General features: G+C 66.5%; 17 protein-coding genes. 10 read left to right on the top strand and 7 right to left on the bottom strand.

All coding sequences use genetic code 11. The features are described from left to right. Position 1: 1 nt before the first annotated feature. Entirely contained in the window at positions 2-733 is a 732-nt protein-coding gene (locus AC07YR_RS12275) for a hypothetical protein (RefSeq protein ID WP_494734095.1), read from the bottom strand. A 160-nt stretch (positions 734-893) separates the two neighbouring features. Between AC07YR_RS12275 and AC07YR_RS12270 the strand changes: the two genes are divergently transcribed. The 3 genes from AC07YR_RS12270 to AC07YR_RS12260 all read left to right on the top strand — a co-directional run bounded on the left by AC07YR_RS12270 (position 894) and on the right by AC07YR_RS12260 (position 4,381). Then, entirely contained in the window at positions 894-2,138 is a 1,245-nt protein-coding gene (locus tag AC07YR_RS12270) for a mechanosensitive ion channel family protein (protein ID WP_494734094.1), read from the top strand. A gap of 88 nt (positions 2,139-2,226) precedes the next feature. After that, positions 2,227-4,104 carry an alpha-glucosidase gene (locus AC07YR_RS12265; protein ID WP_494734093.1) on the top strand — a complete coding sequence of 626 codons (1,878 nt, stop codon included), beginning with the start codon at positions 2,227-2,229 and terminating at the stop codon, positions 4,102-4,104. A gap of 46 nt (positions 4,105-4,150) precedes the next feature. Continuing rightward, complete coding sequence (locus tag AC07YR_RS12260; protein WP_494734092.1) at positions 4,151-4,381, top strand: hypothetical protein; 231 nt, start codon at positions 4,151-4,153, stop codon at positions 4,379-4,381. A gap of 37 nt (positions 4,382-4,418) precedes the next feature. Here the strand turns inward: AC07YR_RS12260 and AC07YR_RS12255 are convergent, their stop codons facing one another. From AC07YR_RS12255 to AC07YR_RS12240, 4 genes are all read right to left on the bottom strand, one after another. Continuing rightward, positions 4,419-5,213 carry an alpha/beta fold hydrolase gene (locus AC07YR_RS12255; RefSeq protein WP_494734091.1) on the bottom strand — a complete coding sequence of 265 codons (795 nt, stop codon included), beginning with the start codon at positions 5,211-5,213 and terminating at the stop codon, positions 4,419-4,421. A 92-nt stretch (positions 5,214-5,305) separates the two neighbouring features. Then, on the bottom strand, positions 5,306-6,196 hold the full coding sequence (locus AC07YR_RS12250) for a pullulanase X25 domain-containing protein (protein ID WP_055799360.1): 891 nt from the start codon (positions 6,194-6,196) through the stop codon (positions 5,306-5,308). 194 nt (positions 6,197-6,390) lie between these two features. After that, positions 6,391-6,774 carry a hypothetical protein gene (locus AC07YR_RS12245; RefSeq protein WP_494734090.1) on the bottom strand — a complete coding sequence of 128 codons (384 nt, stop codon included), beginning with the start codon at positions 6,772-6,774 and terminating at the stop codon, positions 6,391-6,393. A 28-nt stretch (positions 6,775-6,802) separates the two neighbouring features. Next, positions 6,803-9,112, bottom strand: coding sequence for an FdhF/YdeP family oxidoreductase (locus AC07YR_RS12240; RefSeq protein WP_494734089.1), 2,310 nt, complete (start codon positions 9,110-9,112; stop codon positions 6,803-6,805). Positions 9,113-9,290: 178 nt separating this feature from the next. On the opposite strand from AC07YR_RS12240, the gene AC07YR_RS12235 reads away from it, so the two are divergent. Continuing rightward, the gene (locus AC07YR_RS12235) at positions 9,291-9,575 is read left to right on the top strand and encodes a hypothetical protein (RefSeq protein WP_494734088.1); all 285 of its coding nucleotides are present in this window, start codon (positions 9,291-9,293) and stop codon (positions 9,573-9,575) included. Here AC07YR_RS12235 and AC07YR_RS12230 read toward each other — a convergent pair. Further along, positions 9,566-10,678, bottom strand: coding sequence for an adenosine deaminase (locus tag AC07YR_RS12230; RefSeq protein WP_494734087.1), 1,113 nt, complete (start codon positions 10,676-10,678; stop codon positions 9,566-9,568). The two genes, AC07YR_RS12235 and AC07YR_RS12230, sit on opposite strands and share 10 nt — an antisense overlap. Before the next feature lie 48 nt (positions 10,679-10,726). Here AC07YR_RS12230 and AC07YR_RS12225 point away from each other — a divergent pair, with 48 nt between their 5' ends. Together AC07YR_RS12225 and AC07YR_RS12220 are read left to right on the top strand one after the other, a co-directional pair. After that, positions 10,727-13,321, top strand: coding sequence for an excinuclease ABC subunit UvrA (locus AC07YR_RS12225; protein WP_494734086.1), 2,595 nt, complete (start codon positions 10,727-10,729; stop codon positions 13,319-13,321). 254 nt (positions 13,322-13,575) lie between these two features. Further along, entirely contained in the window at positions 13,576-14,268 is a 693-nt protein-coding gene (locus AC07YR_RS12220; RefSeq protein WP_494734085.1) for a transglycosylase family protein, read from the top strand. 98 nt (positions 14,269-14,366) lie between these two features. Here AC07YR_RS12220 and AC07YR_RS12215 read toward each other — a convergent pair whose 3' ends face one another. Further along, entirely contained in the window at positions 14,367-14,954 is a 588-nt protein-coding gene (locus tag AC07YR_RS12215; RefSeq protein ID WP_055799372.1) for a hypothetical protein, read from the bottom strand. 243 nt (positions 14,955-15,197) lie between these two features. Here AC07YR_RS12215 and AC07YR_RS12210 point away from each other — a divergent pair, with 243 nt between their 5' ends. From AC07YR_RS12210 to AC07YR_RS12195, 4 genes are all read left to right on the top strand, one after another. Next, positions 15,198-16,103, top strand: coding sequence for an MSMEG_6728 family protein (locus AC07YR_RS12210; RefSeq protein WP_494734084.1), 906 nt, complete (start codon positions 15,198-15,200; stop codon positions 16,101-16,103). Positions 16,104-16,184: 81 nt separating this feature from the next. Next, positions 16,185-17,108: an NAD-dependent epimerase/dehydratase family protein gene (locus AC07YR_RS12205; RefSeq protein WP_494734083.1), complete on the top strand. Its 924-nt coding sequence runs from the start codon at positions 16,185-16,187 to the stop codon at positions 17,106-17,108. Positions 17,109-17,187: 79 nt separating this feature from the next. Then, positions 17,188-17,595 (top strand): DUF1622 domain-containing protein, encoded by a 408-nt coding sequence (locus AC07YR_RS12200; RefSeq protein ID WP_055799378.1) that lies wholly within the window; start codon positions 17,188-17,190, stop codon positions 17,593-17,595. Positions 17,596-17,663: 68 nt separating this feature from the next. Beyond that, positions 17,664-18,341, top strand: coding sequence for a YqjF family protein (locus tag AC07YR_RS12195; protein ID WP_494734205.1), 678 nt, complete (start codon positions 17,664-17,666; stop codon positions 18,339-18,341). The last annotated feature ends 5 nt before the right edge of the window (positions 18,342-18,346 follow it).

Raw genomic sequence — 18,346 nt, 5'->3', positions numbered from 1 at the left:
CCTAGGCCGGCCGCAGGGAGGTGATCATCTTCTTGATGTTCTTGTACTCCTGGGTGCCCATGTACACCTCGGGGGTGTCCACATGCATCTCGTTCCCGGGGGTCGTGTCAAAGGGATCGTATGCACCCCCGAACATCGCTCCGCTGGGCGGCCAGGTGAAGAAGTGGAAGATGGGGCACGCTTGAGTCCCGGTGGGTTCGGGCGCCGTGGTGATGCCGTAGGCGAACACCGTCATCAGCTTCGGATCCGTGGCGGTGGTGTCTGTTCTCGTCTCGAAGGTGTACCGGGGCACGCTGCCACTCTGTTCCAGTGCCGGAAGGGGCACGGATTCGTACACACCGAACGGCTGCTTTACGGTGCATTCGGAGCCGGTGACCATGTTCGTCCGGAGGGAGGCAAGGTTCTTGCCGTTGGCGTTGGTGATTTTCACGAACACTCCCCCGGGGGCTGCTTCGCCGGCTGCATCCGTGAGCTTCCAGTCTTCCGGATAATCAAAGGTCAGGCCGTCCGCCGTCGTATAGGACTTCCAACCTGCTTCCGGGGTGGCGGACGCCGACGTTGAAGCGGTGGCGCTCGGCGAAGCAGACGTGGACGAGGGGGAAGCGGTGGACGTGGCGGTGGCTGCCGGGGAACTCGTCGACGGTGACGAGGCCGGCGGTCCGCAGGCGACCAGCAGAAAAGCGAGGCATAGGGCCCCCGAGACGGCGATGGCCGAGGGTGCTGAGCGGTGCATCTGTTCTCCTGAATCTCATGAGACCGCGAATAATTCCTCAATTCTGGACTGCGGCGCGCCTCCGCCCTAGCAATAAATCCAATCGATGTCTAAATGTTATCGCCACGCCTACGGCACTCCGGATTTCAGCCCTTCCCCGAAGCTTGATAGAGCTTAACCAATGCAAGAATTCCTCACCCCGGCAATGCCCCTCCTGGCCATGACTCTCGCAGTGGCGGCTGGACTGGTCCTATCCTGGCTGATCCGCAAGACCGTCCTCCGGCTCAACCGCCGCCGTCCGGAGCTGCAGTCCACTTCCCGTGTGGCGAGGCTCCCGCTGCGCCTCGCCCTCTGCCTGATCGGCGTCCGGATCGCGCTGGCGCTGACAACGCACGACGGCGGGTGGCGGTCCGCCGTCGACCACCTCCTGCTGATTGCCCTCATGGGCTCCCTTGCCTGGCTCGCCGTGGCCATGCTGCTGATCGTCGAGGCCGTGGTCCTCAGCCGCTACAGCGTGGACGTGGCCGACAACCGCCGAGCCCGCCGCCTGCGGACCCAGATGATCCTGGCCCGACGGATCGCCGTTGCGCTCATCGTGGTGCTGGCGGTGGGCAGCGTCATGCTGACCTTCCCCGCGATCCAGGCACTCGGCGCGGGGCTGCTGGCCTCTGCCGGCGTGATCTCCATCGTGGCCGGACTCGCCGCGCAGACCTCGCTGGTGAACGTGTTCGCCGGCATGCAGCTCGCTTTCACCGACGCGATCCGGGTGGACGATGTTGTGGTGGTCCAGAAGGAGTGGGGACGGATTGAGGAGATCACCCTGACCTACGTGGTGGTCCACATCTGGGACGACCGCAGGCTCATCCTGCCCTCCACCTACTTCACCACCACGCCGTTCGAGAACTGGACCCGCCGCCAGTCCGAGGTGATGGGCACCGTGGAGTTCGACCTTGACTGGCGTGCACCCATCGAGGACATGCGGGCCGAACTGCGGACCGTGCTCGACGGAACGGCACTGTGGGACGAGCGCGTGGGAATCCTGCAGATCACCGATGCCACCGGCGGCTACGTCCGGGTGCGGATCCTGGTGAGCGCCGCGGACAGCGCCGCCCTTTTCGACCTGCGCTGCCTCATCCGCGAAGCCATGGTCACCTTCCTGCAGCAAGGCCACCCGGAGTCGCTGCCGCACGTGCGCTGGGAACCTGTGCAGCCCGCGCCCGCCCGGGAGATGTCCCGGCAGCCCGCAGTCGAGGCCCGCGAGGCCCGCGAGCCAGCACAGCCAGTGCATGGGCGTCAGCCATCAGATCCGCAGGACTCCCAGCTTTTCACCGGCTCCCTCGAAGCGATCGAGCGGTCCCGGGCGTTCACCGGCCCCGGCGAGGAGGTCTTCGAGGACCGCGACAAGACCCTCTCGGCACGGAACTAGCGGGCCCTTTCCTGCCCGGCCGATCTGAACAATAATCAAACCGAGCCCCATCATCAGACCAGCCGCAAGCAACTGAGGAGACCAGGCCATGACCACCCACGCAGACCCCGCAACGGAACCCCCTGTCAGCGAGGCGGCGGACAACGACGACGAGGTGACCACGGATCCCGGCTGGTTCCACAAAGCGGTGGTCTACCAGATCTATCCGCGCAGCTTTGCGGACTCCGACGGCGACGGCGTCGGCGACCTGCCAGGCATCATCAGCAAGCTGGACTACCTGCAAAAGTTGGGAGTCGACGTCGTCTGGCTCTCCCCCATCTACACTTCCCCGCAGGACGACAACGGCTACGACATCAGCGACTACCGCGACGTTGACCCCCTCTTTGGCACCCTGGCCGACCTGAAGGAACTCACCGACGGGCTGCACTCGCGGGGGATGAAGCTGGTGATGGACCTGGTGGTCAACCACACCTCGGACGAGCACCCGTGGTTCGTGGACTCACGTGCCTCCAAGGACAGCCCCAAGCGCGACTGGTACTGGTGGCGGCCGCCGCGACCGGAGCCGGCAGGCGGCGCAGGAGCGGAACCGAACAACTGGGGTTCGGCGTTTTCCGGCCCGGCCTGGGAATTCGACCAGGCCACCGGCGAGTACTACCTCCACTTGTTCTCGCGGAAGCAGCCGGACCTGAACTGGGAAAACCCCGAGGTCCGCGCCGCCGTCTACGACATGATGAACTGGTGGCTGGACCGCGGTGTGGACGGCTTCCGGATGGACGTCATCAACTTCATCTCCAAGGACACCGCGCTGCCGGACGGGCCGAAGGCGGACGGCATGTTGTTCGGCGACGGCAGCCCGCACTTCATGTCCGGGCCGCGGATCCACGAATTCCTGCACGAAATGCACCTGGAGGTCTTCGCCGGCCGCGACAAGCCGCTGCTGACAGTAGGCGAAATGCCTGGCGTCACCGTGGAAGACGCCGCCCTGTTCACAGACCCCGCCCGGCGCGAGGTGGACATGGTGTTCCAGTTCGAGCACGTGGCGCTGGACCAGGAGGACGGCAACAAGTGGCGGCCCAAGAAGCTGCGGCTCACGGACCTGAAGAAGTCCCTGGGCCGCTGGCAGGAAGCCCTCGCCGGGCGCGGCTGGAACAGCCTCTACTGGGGCAACCACGACCAGGCCCGCGCAGTGTCCCGATTCGGCGACGACGGGCAATACCGCGAACTCTCCGCCAAGATGCTGGCCGGCATCCTGCACCTGCACCGCGGCACGCCGTACGTGTACCAGGGCGAGGAACTGGGCATGACCAACATGAGCTTCGGCGCCATCAGCGACTACCGCGACATCGAGGTGCTCAACCACCACCGCGAAGCCACCACCCATCTGGGCCACACCGATGCCGACGTCCTGGCCGCCCTGGCACCGCTGAACCGGGACAACGCCCGCACCCCGGTGCAGTGGGACGCCACCCGGCACGGCGGGTTCACCACCGGCGCGCCGTGGATCGCGGTCAACCCGAACACCAGCCACATCAACGCCGCGGAGCAGGAGGACAACCCGGACTCCGTCTTCAGCTTCTACCGCCAGGTCATCGCCCTGCGGCACGCCGAGCCTGTGGTGGCGGAAGGCGATTTCACCATGCTGCTGCCGAATGACGAGCACGTGTACGCCTTCCGGCGGTCACTGCCGGCTCCGTCCACGGGGCCCGGTTCTACCACGGGGCCCGGCGTCCAGTTGCTGGTGCTGGGCAACTTCTCCGGGGAGGACCGGACCGTGGAGCTCGACGGCGGCGGCTGGGGCGATACCGAAGCCGGCGCGGATGAGCCCGAACTGGGCCACTACCCGGCCGAGCTGATCCTCGGAAACTACCCAACCGGCGAAGCCGGGACTCACGGAACCGGGACGCACGCTGCGATTACGCTGCGCCCCTGGGAACTGAAGGTCTTCCGCCGGCAACACAACAACTGAACCGTCATCCTCAAGGCCGTTACACCAGCGAAGCAAGGAGAACATCATGACCATTCCACCGCTGCCGGAGCCGGATCCGTTCCCGCCGGAGCCTGGACCCACCGGCCCGCCGGATCCGGACAATCCGTTCCCGCCCAGCAGGCCGGACCCCACGGAGCCCCGCCCGCCGCACCCCGGGCCGGAGCCGACCCCGGCGCCCGGTCCGCTGCCGATCCCGGACCCGGGTCCCATGCCGCCGGTGCCGCCGTCGCCGAATCCCGGCCCCACGCGGTTCTAGGATTTCACTCCCCAACCGCTTAACCACCGGGCAAGGCTCAATCACCGATGCTATGCAGGAACCGGCGGACTTCGGTATTGAACGCCGCCGGCGTTTCAGCGGCGACCATATGCCCGACGTCGGGAATCACCGTGAGCTGTGAACCTGGGATCTGGCGGTGCATCTCGTGCGCCACCGCCAGCGGCGATCGCACGTCTTGTTCGCCGTAAAGCAATAGAGTGGGCACTTTGATGCCGGGAAGCACGTCGCGGTAGTCTGCGTGACCGCTTGCGCTCAGCATTGCCCGCATTCCGGCGGGATGGAAGTCGGCCATGATGGCGCCGGCTTCTTCGACGACGGCGGGATCCGCCCGCGCGGTGAACAGCGTGGGCATCCACACAGGGATGAATTGCTCGGGCGGCTGGTCCAGCTCGGCCAGGATCTGGGCGTACCTGCGCTCGACTTCCTCCGGCGGCAGCGAGCCGGCCCAGCCGGCATAGGCCGAAACCAGCAGCAGGGACGCTGCCATGTTGGGGTGGCCGCGGTACAGTTCCAAGGCAACCCCGGATCCCCAGGACAGCCCAAGGACATGCGGTTTCCGCGGCGCTACCTCGCGGAGGAACCCGGCAAGCACATCTCCCAGTTCCTTGCCGGAGAAGTCCGCCGGAGGATCGTCGGACCGGCCGCAGCCCGGGGCATCCCAGGCAATGACGGTGAACTCGTCGGAGAGCCCCTCCAGCTGCTGCCGCCAGCTGCGGCTGTCCTCGTAGGCGCCGTGAAGAAGCACCAGCGGAGGGCCTTGGCCCGCGCGCTGGTAGCCGATCCGCAGTCCTGAAATGTCAACGGTGTCCATGCCGCACCGCTCCTTTATGGAGCTGACCCTGATGGGTTGATTCTAGGCCGATCAGGGTCAGCTGCCTACAGGCCAAGCGCAGCGGTTGGGCCTTAGATCAGGGTGATGTCCCTGGTCCGGTGATCGTAGTTGAAGGTGATCCGGCCACCGGGGTGGTGAAGTTCGTGGTTTGCGCCGTCAAACGCACCGAACGCGCCGTAGTTCTCGTCCCAGGAGCGGTTGAGCGCGATCTTGAACGTGTAGTGCCCGGCGGGAAGGTCGGTGGTGAGCTTCCACAGCTGGTCCACTGCATCCAGCGTCATCTGCGATTCGTCGTACTGCGGCGCCCAGTTTGCCGGTGCACCCAGGAGCACATTGAAGTCGCCCGCGATGGCAACTGCCTCCGGCTGGTCGATCGATTCCACACTGGGAGCCTCTGCCGGCGTTTCCTCGCTGGCCTTGGCCGGCTTGGCAGCAGCCTTGCGCGTGCGCACGGCCTTCGCCACCGGCGCCACTGCATCTTCGATCAGCTCGGCAGCCTTTTCAACCACCTTGGCGGCCTTGGACGGCGCCTTTTTCTTCGGGGCGGCCTTGGGAGCTTTCGCGGCAGCCTTCGGGGCTGCAGCCTTGGCGGGGAGCTCCGTGGGAACCGGTACGTCAGCCGGCACCGGGGTGCCTTCGGCAAGGGCCGTGGCAAAGGTGTCCGGATCCGGGAACGCAACGGTGGCGCGGAGGCCGTCGTCGGTGATGGTCCAGCCGCTGCGTCCCTTGACGAGCCAGCCTGCCTTCACGAGCTTGCTGGTGGCGGTGGTCAGCGCCTTGTGTCCCCGGGGGATGCCTCCGCTGAGCAGCTCACTTTCCTTCTCGTTCAGCGGTACCCGGACCGTGGCCTGGGCCAGGACTGCGCCCGCGCCGAGGGTCTCGCCTGACAGGACGCTTTCCGCGAGGATGTCGAGCACTGATTTGAGTCGAACAGTGGTGGTGTCTGCAATAGCCGTGGGCATATTTGTCCTTTCGAGCAGGTGATCACTCAGCATTTTGCCAGTGAACTGTAAATAGAGGCGACTATGGGCGTTAACAACGTGTGTCGTGACCGACTATGACGCCGAATGCAGCACAAGTGATCTTAGGGTCTCAGCTGATCGGCGGAAACATCAGGACTTTGGGCCTGTTGACAAGGCGCCCGGACTCGTTTTCGTCAAGCCTCCACACGAGCGAAGCCTGCGTGGAGGTTGCGGACAATCACGGTGCCGCCCAGCAATTGCGTCTTCGCTTCGAGCTGTTTGACCAGCTCTTCGGTGACCGCACCGAAGATTTCGATGGTCCGGAGCCGGACGAGCGGCGCAATCGGAGGGAACCGCGGTCCGGCCACCTCCAGGTGGAACTCCAGCGACGCCAGGTCCCGGTGGACCTGGAGGACGTTCATGCGGATGCCGTCGTCCGAAAAGTAGACGTCATAGGCGATGATCCGAGGCTCATTGGCTTCGACAAAGCGGGCAAGGTCCTCCATGGCGACCTTGAGCTCGCCGAGCTTCCCAGGCTGAACGTCGGACGTATCGAGGTAGACAAGGAAATCACTCATACTGCCCTCCCTTAGGGCATGGCCCCGCTCACACCGGGCTCGGCTCGGGGCTCGGCTCCAGGCGCACGATCACGGCTTTGGAGACGGGAGTGTGGCTGCCCTCCGCCACGCTCTCCAACGGCACCAGGACGTTTGCTTCCGGGTAATAGGCCGCGGCGCATCCGCGTGCCGTCGGATAGGACACCACCCGGAACTTCCTGATCACCCGCTCAGTACCGTCGTCGTACACCCCGTGGATGTCCACGTACTGCCCGTCAGCCAGTCCTAGTTCGGAGATATCTTCCGCGCTGACGAATACAACGTCCCGGCCCTTCTTCACTCCGCGGTACCTGTCATTGTGCCCGTAGATGGTGGTGTTGAACTGGTCGTGGGACCGCATGGTCTGCAGTATCAGCGTCCCGGCCGGCCGCTCCACGTGCTCCAACTGGTTGACGGTCAGCATCGCCTTCCCCGTGGGGGTGTGGAACGTCCGGGAATCCCGCGGCCCGTTGGGCAGCACAAACCCGCCCCATTCCCGGATCCGCCGGTTGTAGTCCTCGCAGCCGGCCACCACGTGCGAGATGTGGTCCCGGACGAGGTCGTAGTTCCGTTCAAAGCCGGCCCAGTCCGCGTTGATCCTGCTGTCCACGGTCGCCCGGGCAAGCCGGGTAACTATCGCCACCTCGGACAGCAGCCCGGGCGCCACCGGCTTCACCTTTCCCTCGGAGGCGTGCACGGCGGAAACCGTGTCCTCCACGGACACGAACTGCCGCCCTGTTTCCTGCAGGTCGATTTCAGTCCGTCCCAGGGTGGGCAGGATCAGGGCTTCCTCGCCTGTGACCGCGTGCGAACGGTTGAGTTTGGTGGAGATCTGCACCGTCATTTCCGTGTTCGCGACGGCGGCCTCGGCTGCGTGCGTGTCCGAGATGGCCGCAACGAAGTTTCCGCCCATCGCGACGAAAACCTTGATCCCGCCGTCGCGCATTTTACGGATGGTTTCCACCGCATCAGCGCCGGGTTCCCGGGGCGGCTCGAAACTGAATTCCTTGGCGAGCGCATCCAGGAAAGCCGGCGGCATCTGCTCCCAGATGCCCATGGTGCGGTCCCCCTGGACGTTGCTGTGGCCGCGGATGGGTGACGCTCCGGCACCGGGTTTCCCGATGTTTCCGCGGAGCAGCAGCAGGTTGATGATCTCCTTTATGGTGGGCACGGCCTTCTTGTGCTGCGTGATGCCCATGGCCCAGGTGATGATCACCTTCCCGGCCCGCAAATACCGCTCGGCGAGTTCGTCGATTTCCATGCTGCTCAGGCCGGTGGCGCGCAGCACGGTTGTTTCCTGCAGGGATGCAAGGTGCGCCTTGAGTTCGTCCAGGCCCTCGCAGTGCTCCCGGAGGAACTCGTGGTCCAGCACCTTCCCCGGGCGCTTGGACTCCGCGTCGAGCACCCGCTTGGACAGGGCCTGCATCAGCGCCATGTCGCCGCCGAGCCGGATCTGCAGGTACTGGTCCGCCAGTTCCGTTCCGCGCCCCAGAATGCCGTTGACCTTCTGCGGATTCTTGTACCGCATAAGCCCGGCTTCCGGGAGCGGGTTGATGGCCACGATCTCGCAGCCGGCTTCCTTGGCCTCTTCCAGGGCGGTCAGCATTCGGGGATGGTTGCTGCCCGGGTTCTGTCCCATGATGATGATCAGGTCCGCCTTGGCGAAGTCGTCGTAGGAGATGGTGGCCTTGCCGACGCCGATGGTCTGGCCCATGGCCCAGCCGGAGGATTCGTGGCACATGTTGGAGCAGTCCGGCAGGTTGTTGGTCCCGTACGCCCGCACGAACAGCTGGTAAAGGAACGCGGCCTCGTTCGACGTCCGGCCGCTGGTGTAGAAAGCGGCCTCGTCCGGGCTGTCCAGGCCCTGGAGCTTGCTGCCGATGATGGAAAAAGCCTCGTCCCAGCTGACCGGCCGGTAGTGGTCGTCCCCGGCCGGTTTGTACACCGGCTCGGTGAGCCGGCCCTGCATTCCCAGCCAGTACTCGGACCGCTCCCGCAGTTCAGTGACCGGGTTCGCCGCCCAGAACTCGGACGGCACCACCACCGGCGTCGCCTCCCAGGTGACCGCCTTGGCGCCCTGCTCACAGAACTCGAAGGTCTTGCGGTGTCCGGGATCCGGCCAGGCGCAGCTCATGCAGTCGAAGCCGTCCTTCTGGTTCAGCCCCAGCAGCGTCTTGCCGGCACGGCCCACGCCCATGTGTTTCAGGGCGGGCTGCATCGAATGGTAGACACCGGGGATGCCCGCGGCCCAGTCCTTGGGCTTCCCGACTTCCAGATTGTTTTCGTCGGCTTCTTCCACGTGCGGATTCTTGCGCGGCATGCTGCGCCCTCCCTGACTCGGAACCTGCTGATCAGTGCTGCTGTGAACTGATGTCCCGACTGGAGAAGTGTCCTCCAACGGACCCGGACCTGTCCTCAGGATTAGCAGGTATGGCAGGGCCCCGCAAGCATTCGGCCCGCGCTCGTCCTGCAACCCCAGTGCTGGTACCAAAATGCGGATGGGCGGACAATGGAACCCACCCGCCCTGAGTGTCCGGAGCCGTCATGCCGCGCTTCCGCAACTGGTTTCAGCGCCACCGCTTCCCCTCGGCGCCGTCGCCTTCTGTTTTGCCCTGGTGGGCACCGTGGACATGGCCGGCAACATGTGGTTCGACGGCTTCGACGGCCCGTGGAGCGCCGACGTCGCGCCGGTGGCCATCCTGGCGGGCGGCTCGGGAATGCTGGTGATCGGCGGGTTCTCCACCGGCGGCCCGGGCTTAGGAGCCGGCAGGGATCAGGAGTAGCCGAGCTCCGCGAGCAGCTCGGTCTTGCGCTCGTCGTCCGCGAACGAGGATCGGATGGAGTTGGAAGCCAGCCGGACCCGGTCAAACTCGGAGAGTCCCAGTACCGTCTGCAACTGCACGAAGTTGTCGTCCACATAGCCGCCAAAGTACGCGGGGTCGTCCGAGTTAACGCTGACGTTCAGTCCCGCGGCAAGCATGGCCGGCAGCGGGTGCTCGGCCAGGGTGTCCACGGCGCGGAGCCTCACGTTGGACAACGGGCACACCGTCAGCGGCACGCGCTCCGCGACGAGGTGTTCCACCAGGTCGGGGTCCTCCATGCAGCGGATGCCGTGGTCGATCCGCTCCACGTCCAGCAGTTCCAGCGCGTCGATAATGTACGACGGCGGGCCCTCCTCGCCGGCGTGCGCTATGCGGTGCAGCCCGGCTTCCTTCGCCCGCGCAAACAGCCGTTCGAATTTGGCCGGAGGGTTGCCCACCTCCGCCGAGTCGAGGCCGATGCCGGCGATGGGCGCGTTCATAGCCAGCAGCTGTTCCAGGACGTCCAGGGCCGATTCCTCGGAAAGGTCGCGCAGGAACGCGGCGATGAGCAGGGTGGATACCCCGAACTCCGCCAGGGAGTTCACCAGCACGGAGGCAACCCCGTTCACGCAGGTTTCCAGCGGGACTCCGCGGGACACGTGGGCCTGCGGGTCCACCATGATTTCAGCGTGCCGCACTCCCGCGGCCGCCGCACGCTCCAGGTAGGCACGGGTCATGTCCGCGAAGTCCTGCTCCGTCTGCAGCACGGCCATGTTGGCGTAGTACAGGTCCAGGAAGGACTGCAGGTCCGTGAATTCGTAGCGGGCACGCAGCTCGTCGAGGTCCGCATACGGCAGCTCGATGCCGTTCCGCTCAGCGAGGGCGAAAATCAACTCAGGCTCCAGGGTCCCCTCTATGTGGAGGTGCAGCTCCGCCACTGGCAACAGCTTGACGGGCTGTTCGACGACGGCCGCAGCTTCTTCAGCATCGGGCACGGGAGCCGCAGCCTCGTCAGCTTCGGAAATGGGAGCATCACTGAGTGCTGGCACGCCGCCGGGTTCGGGCGCGCCGTCGTAAGTTTCCATCCGGTAAGGATATGCCCGGAGCGCCCTGACACCGATAGAGTCGAATCAATGCGACATAACAAGCAGGCTTCCAATGTGCCCTTCCTGACTCCAGACCACCCCACCGATGGATTCGTCCGGGTGCGCGGAGCCCGGGAAAACAACCTGCGCAACGTGGACGTGGACGTTCCGCGCGATGCCATCGTGGCGTTCACCGGCGTCTCCGGTTCCGGCAAGTCATCCCTCGCCTTCGGCACTATTTATGCCGAGGCCCAGCGCCGCTACTTCGAGTCCGTGGCCCCGTACGCGCGGCGCCTCATCCAGCAGGGGCACAACCCCAAGGTGGAGATGATCACAGGGCTGCCTCCCGCCGTCGCGCTCCAACAGCGGCGCGGCACACCGAGCAGCCGTTCCACCGTGGGCACGGTGACCACTCTCTCCAACTCGCTGCGCATGCTGTTCTCCCGGGCCGGAACCTACCCGGACGGCGTGGCCCAGCTGGATTCGGACGCCTTCTCGCCCAACACCGCTGCCGGCGCATGCCCCGTCTGCCACGGCTTGGGCATTGCCCACACGGTCAGCGAATCATCCCTGGTCCCGGACACCTCGTTGAGCATCGCCGACGGCGCCATCGCGGCCTGGCCCGGCGCGTGGCAGGGCAAGAACCTCCGCGACATCCTCAGCCACCTGGGCTACGACGTCAACACGCCGTGGCGGAAACTGCCCAAGAAGCACCGCGACTGGATCCTCTTTACCGAGGAGCAGCCGGTGGTGGAGGTGACTCCGAAGCGGGACCGCGTGGCCAAACCGTACAAAGGCCGCTTCTGGAGCGCCAAGAGCTACGTGCTCCACACCCTGGCCGACTCCAAGAGCGACACCATGCGCCAGCGCGTCCTCCGGTTCATGGAAACGGGTCCGTGCGAGCGTTGCAGCGGCAGCGGCCTCACGCCTGAGGCCCTCGCAGTGACCTTCGCGGGCCACACCATCGCCGGGCTCAACGCCGTGCCCATGAGCGAACTGGCAGAGCTGATCCGGCCCACCAGCCAGCTCACGGACGCCGGGACAGCGAGCCGGGCCGCAGCATCGGGCGAGACGAACGAGGTGGCAGTGGCCATCACCCGCGACCTCCTGCTGCGGATCACCGTGCTGCTGGAACTGGGCCTTGGCTACCTCGCCCTGGGCCGGGCGACTCCCACACTCTCCCCCGGTGAAATGCAGCGCCTGCGGATCGCCACCCAGCTCCGCTCCGGACTTTTCGGCGTGGTCTACGTGCTGGACGAACCGTCCGCCGGGCTCCACCCCGCCGACGCCGAACCCCTGCAGTCCGTGCTCGAAGCGCTCAAATCCTCGGGGAATTCGGTGTTCGTGGTGGAACACAACATGGACGTGGTCCGCCGCGCCGACTGGCTGGTGGACGTTGGCCCTCGTGCCGGTGAAGGCGGCGGCGAAATCCTGTACAGCGGGCCCGTGGCCGGACTCGCGGATGTGGATGCATCCGTCACGCGGCCGTTCCTGTTCCCGGACGGTTCTGAAAAAGCGAAGAACGACGGCGAAACGAACGACGGCGGCGCCCGCCGGGATGGTTCGGTCAGGGAGGCGGACGGCTGGCTGGGGCTGCGCGGCATCACCCGGCACAACCTCCGGGATCTCGACGCAGAGTTCCCGCTGGGCATCCTGACCGCGGTGACCGGCGTCTCCGGCTCCGGCAAGTCGACCCTGGTCAGCCAGGTTCTCGCCGAAGTGGTCGGAGCCCGGCTGCATCCGGAGGGTGACGCCGCCACGGACACCGCTGACGGCCCGGATGCAGAAGCGCACCCCGGATCCGGAGAGCCGCTGGTTGTCTCCGGAGCCGTGGGCCCGGTCTCCGGGCTGGAACGGATTGACCGGCTGGTCCGGGTGGACCAGAAACCGATCGGCCGAACCCCGCGGTCCAACCTGGCCACCTACACCGGGCTCTTCGACGCGGTGCGGAAGGAGTTCGCCGCCACCGAGCAGGCCAGAGCCCGGGGTTTCGGCGCCGGGCGGTTCTCCTTCAACGTGGCCGGCGGCCGCTGCGAGACCTGCCTGGGCGAAGGCTTCGTGGCGGTGGAGCTCCTGTTCCTTCCGGGCAGCTATGGTCCCTGCCCCGAATGCGCGGGTTCGCGCTACAACCCGGAAACTCTTGAGGTGAGCTACAACGGCAAGAATGTGGCCGAGGTGCTGGCCATGACGGTGGATGCCGCGGCGGAATTCCTGGCAGGCGTTCCCGCCGCTGCCCGCAGCCTGCAGACCCTGCGCGATGTCGGCCTGGGCTACCTGCGGCTGGGCCAGCCCGCCACGGAACTCTCCGGCGGCGAGGCGCAGCGGATCAAGCTGGCCACGGAACTGCAGCGCGCCCGCCGCGGCCATACCCTCTACCTGCTGGACGAGCCCACCACCGGACTCCACCCGGCGGACGTCCAGTTGCTGATGGCCCAGCTGCACGGCCTGGTGGACGCCGGAAATACGGTCATTGTGGTGGAGCACGAGATGGACGTGGTGGCTGCCGCGGACTGGGTAATCGACCTCGGCCCGGCCGGTGGCGATGCGGGCGGTGAGATCGTGGCGTCCGGGACGCCGGCCGCCGTCGCGCGTTCCAAGCAGAGCCGGACGGCGCCGTACCTGGCGACGGCGCTGCAGCACTGACCGGTGCCGGTGCTCACGCCCCGCCTGCGACTCCGCACCCGGTATCTATTTCGATTTGATAACGGGGCGGCACTGTCCTAGCGTGGAACGTAATCCCGCCGAGCGGGACAACCGAATGCCCGGTGCTGCCACCACCAGTTACTGCCCGGCCGGCAGACACCGTACATGACCTCTAGTTCGTCAGGGGCGGGCAGTGGCGCGACAACGTCCGGGGACGGACCGAGCGCAGGTGGCCCTCAGGAGCATCCACTTTCATGAACACTTCCACTCGCATGAACACGTCCATGGGCAAATCCAAGCTGGGGACCGCCGCGCGCCGCGGAGTCACGCTGGCCGCCGTTTCCGCGGCAGGACTCGCACTGTCCGCCACAGCTGCCAACGCGGCCGTGCCCACCGCCACCAGCGGCAGCACCTGGGACGCTCTCGCCCAGTGTGAGAGTGGCGGCAACTGGAGCACCAATACGGGCAACGGTTTCAGCGGCGGCCTGCAGTTCACGGACAGCACATGGGCGGCCTACGGCGGCACCGGATCGGCGGCAAACGCCACCCGCGAGCAGCAGATCGCCGTCGCCGAAAATGTCCAGGCCAGCCAGGGCTGGGGCGCCTGGCCCGCCTGCGCCGCCAAGCTGGGCCTGAGCGGCGGCGGCGGAGCACCCGCCCCGAGCGTTCCGGTGACTCCGGCGGCGCCCGCAGAAGTTCAGGTGCAGTCAGCTGCTCCGGTGCAGGCTGTTCCTGCGCAGGCGCCGGTTGAGGCCGCACCCCGCCACGCAGCCGAGGTTCCGGTGAGCGGCGAAACCTACACGGTTGCTGCCGGGGACACGCTGAGCACCATCGCGGAGAAGCTCAACATCACCGGCGGCTGGCAGACCCTTGCCGACGCCAACACGGACACCATCGTGGATCCCGATCTGGTGTTTGAAGGACAGGTCCTGCAGCTGCCCGCCTAACGTTCAGGCAACAAAGCGTTAACCACGACGCCGGAGCATCCCCTTTGCGGGGAGCTCCGGCGTCGTCGTTTCTTAAGTTAGTTGGTTCCCGCTGCTGTCTAGGCGGCCTGCGTATAAGCCGCCTGGGGCAGTTCGCGGACGATCCGTACTTTCCAGGCGGAGTCGTCACTGGTGTCCAGGACGGCCACGGTGCCGATGTGCAGGTGCAGGGCAACCCGCTTGGCGGCCAGGAGTTCCAGGTACAGGTGCTCGTTCATGCGTGCCGGCGAATCGATCACGAACTTCACGGCGTCGCGCACCTTGCGGTAGTTGTCGCTGCGTTCCCGGTGCAGGTGCAGTTCAAGCGAGTGCCGCTGGCGGACCTTCGGTTCATGGCTGTTCAGCCATGAAACGGCTGCGTGCACGGCCACCACAACGGCCAAGGAGACGGCGTAGATCCACCAGCCGGTGGACAGCAGGAACAGCGGCAGGTTGGCGATGGCCACGATGGCGATGAAGAGGCGGAGGGCAACGATGCGCCGGAGTTTGAGGGCCACAGAGCCGATCGCGGCGCGGAAGCCGTGCTGCTCTTTGCGGGCCGCTTCCGGGTCGATGGTGAATTCATCAAGCACCAGGATGCCATTGGCTTCCGGGCTCAGCATTTGTCCGAACTTCGGCGTGAACGGAACTGCTTGAGTAAGTGTCATGTCGTATCTTCCGGAGGGTGGCTGAGGGGTGGTTTGATTGCGGTCATCTTAGTCAAATTGTGACCGTGTTGTCTCCGTCGTCTCACCATACGGTCCAGTAGACTACGCCGCACTTCACTCCAGCCGCTGACAGCCTACCCGATCAACGGCCGGCTCAACGGCCGGCTCAACGGCCGGCGCGGGAGCGGTGCGCCGCCGTCGTCGGCATTTGGTCTGGGACTCCGGCACCTCCACACTTGAAGGATGCAGACTTTCCTTCCCTATCCAGATTTCCAGCAGAGCGCCGCGGTCCTGGACCGCGTCCGGCTCGGCAAGCAGCGTGTCGAGGCGCTGCAAACACTGCGTGCGCTGGTGATCCCGGAGTACGGCTGGCAGTCGCACCCGGCCATCCGCATGTGGATGGGCTACGTCCCCGCCCTGACCATGTACGGCCTGGCAATGGTTGATGAGTGGATCGCCCGCGGCGGCGAAGACACCACCCGCGCCAAGATTGCCGAATTCGCACCGCAGGCCGACCACGCGGCCTACGCGGCCAAGATCCCCATGCCGCCGTGGCTCGGCGAGCCCGACCTGCACCTCAGCCACCGCTCCCGGCTTCTGCAGAAGGAACCCCGCTTCTACAGCGAACTGTTCCCCGGAACGCCCACGGACCTGGAATATGTCTGGCCCGAACCCCGGCACGAGTTCCTCCCCGAAGATCCGGTCGGCGACCGGCTCTGGATCCTGCGGGCCAACGTGGGAGACACCGACCCTGAAAAGCTGGATGTCGTGAGCCTCCCCGAAGTTGGCCGCGCCGCGAAGGCTGCCGCCCAGGCCGACGAATACGAGTTCGTCTATGCAGACACCGACTCGCGCCGCCCAGCCAAGAACCCGAAGAAGCGGCCCCCCAAGCAGCTCGTGAAGAAGCCCACGAAGAAGCGCCAGCAGCAGGAGGAGGCCTTCCGCACGCTCCCCGGCAACACGGCACTCGCGGTTCCGTTCAATGGGGGCGCCACCTTTGCGCTGGGCAAGGTGCAGGGGCGTCCCATTACGGTGGACGGCCGCTTCGCCCGCAACTTCCAGGTGACCGAGGTCGTGGAACGCTCATCGTTCGACTACCCCGCCCTGCTGCAGGACCCGCGGCTGTTCTTCCCGGTTCCGGCGCCGTAGCTCAGGTTCCGGCGCCGCTCCGGCGAGCTGCGGGCGGCGCCGCTGCCGAGCCTTGGCCACCGCTCTGGCAGACTGACCCCTATGACTGTTCTTCTGGCCGGCTGCGGCGATCTTGGTACCGAGGCCGGGCTGCGTTTCGCGGCCGCCGGCCACCGCGTGGTGGGCTGGCGACGCTCGCCGGACAAGCTTCCGGCGGCCATCGAGGGTGCCAGGGCTGACCTGACCGTCCCGCCGCTGCCGCCCATCCCGGCGGACACCACCGCCGTCGTCGTCGCCGTCGCTGCCTCCTCCCCCACCGAAGAGGCTTACCGGGCCGCTTACGTGGACGGGCTGTCGAACGTCCTGGATGCGCTGGCCAGCGACCGGAATCACGACGGCGCGGCGTCACCTTCGCCGCTTCGGCGCGTGTTGTTCGTCTCCTCCACCGCCGTTTACGGCGACGCCGGCGGCGGCTGGGTGGATGAACGCACGACGCCGGCGCCCGGCGGATTCTCCGGCCGCATCATCCGCGAGGCGGAGGATCTGCTGCACCAGCGGCTGCTCGGCACCGGAATCTCTCCCGTGGTTCTGCGGCTGGGCGGCATTTACGGGCCGGGGCGGACCCGGCTGATCGACCAGGTCCGGTCCGGCGCTGCCACGGCACCGGCGGAACCCCGCTACACCAACCGCATCCACCGGGACGACGCTGCCGCGGCCATCGTGCATTTATCCACCATGGCCGCCGAGCCCGCTCCCGTGTACCTCGGCGTGGACAACGATCCCGCGGAGCTCGGCGAGGTCCAGCGTTTCCTGGCCGACGAGCTGGGACTGCCGCTGCCGGCGTCGGACGTTTCGGGTGGTTCCGGTGGCGCTGGTGGCGGTTCCGGCGGCGGCGAGCCGTCCCGGGGCGGGAACAAGCGGTGCAGCAATGCGCTGCTCCGCAGCACCGGGTTTGAGTTTGCCTACCCCACCTTCCGTGAGGGGTACCGCTCCATCCTCGCCGGCGAAGGCGTCAGGCATCCGTGATGCAGCTGCACTTGCCTGCGGCTGAGGCCTTGTTTGTTTCCGAATCCTTGTTCGTGACCGAAACATCGTAGGGGGAACTGTGGATTTCCAGCACATCATCGAATCGGTCGGCAGGTTCATGGACTTTGCCGGCGTCGCCGTTATGGTGATCGGCGCCGTCGTCTCCATCCCCATGGCCCTGCGCGGGTTCCAGCCGAAACGCCTGCCCGAAGGTTCCGAACCGCTTTCCGTCTACCGCTCCTACCGGCAACTGCTGGGTCGTTCCATCCTCCTGGGGCTCGAACTCCTGGTGGCGGCGGACATCATCCGGACGGTGGCCGTAACGCCCACCTTCGAGAGCGTGGGCGTGCTGGCGATCATCGTGCTCATCCGGACCTTCCTGAGCTTCTCCCTTGAGCTCGAAATCACCGGCCGCTGGCCTTGGCAGAAACAGCCTGCGGGCGCTGCAGCCACCGCCGGCTCCTCGAGCTCGTCCACTGACGGCTGAAACCCTTGTCCGCCGAGGAATTCCCCGACCCCTGGCCGGATCCGCCCGAGCTGCCCTCCCCGGTCATCATGGACCAGCGGTGGACGGATGCCGTGTTCCTGCACTGGCGCATCCCCGCCGTGGCGGCTGCGGCGTTCATGCCGCCCGGAGTCGTGCCGGACGAATTCGACGGCTCAGCGTGGGTGGGCTTGATCGGCTTCCGCATGCAGCATTCGGGCATCGGCCGCGGGCCCGCGGTGCCGTTCTTCGGGGACTTCAACGAGATCAACGTCCGGCTGTATTCACGGGAGCCGGACGGGACCCGAGGCGTGGTCTTCCTGAGCTTGGACGCGGACCGGCTGGCTGTGGTGCTGGCCGCACGCGCCGCCGGGATTCCCTATGTGTGGTCGCACGCACGCTTCCGTCGGGGCGGTCCAGGAGACCCGTCGACTGGCTATTCCGTGCGCCGGTTTCAGCATGGGGCGACGAGCGACTTTGCGGTGGTTCCGGTGCTGGACGACGTCGCCGCGGATCCGCTCTCCATCCACCTGACGGCGAGATTCGGCTTGCACTCCCGCTTCCGCGGCCGCACGCTCTACATCCCGAACACCCACACGGCATGGCCCCTGTACCGCGCCGAACCGACGGTCCTTGAAGACGGGTTGATCAGCGCCGCCGGACTAGAGGTGTCGGGTCCACCCGAGTCCGTGTTGTACTCCCCCGGCGTCCGGACGCAGTTCGGCCGGCCGCGGGTGCTGGGGGGTTAAAGGGG

Source organism: Arthrobacter sp. GW460-12-1-14-TSB2, assembly GCF_059423525.1.
This window is presented reverse-complemented; position numbering and strand designations above follow the sequence as displayed.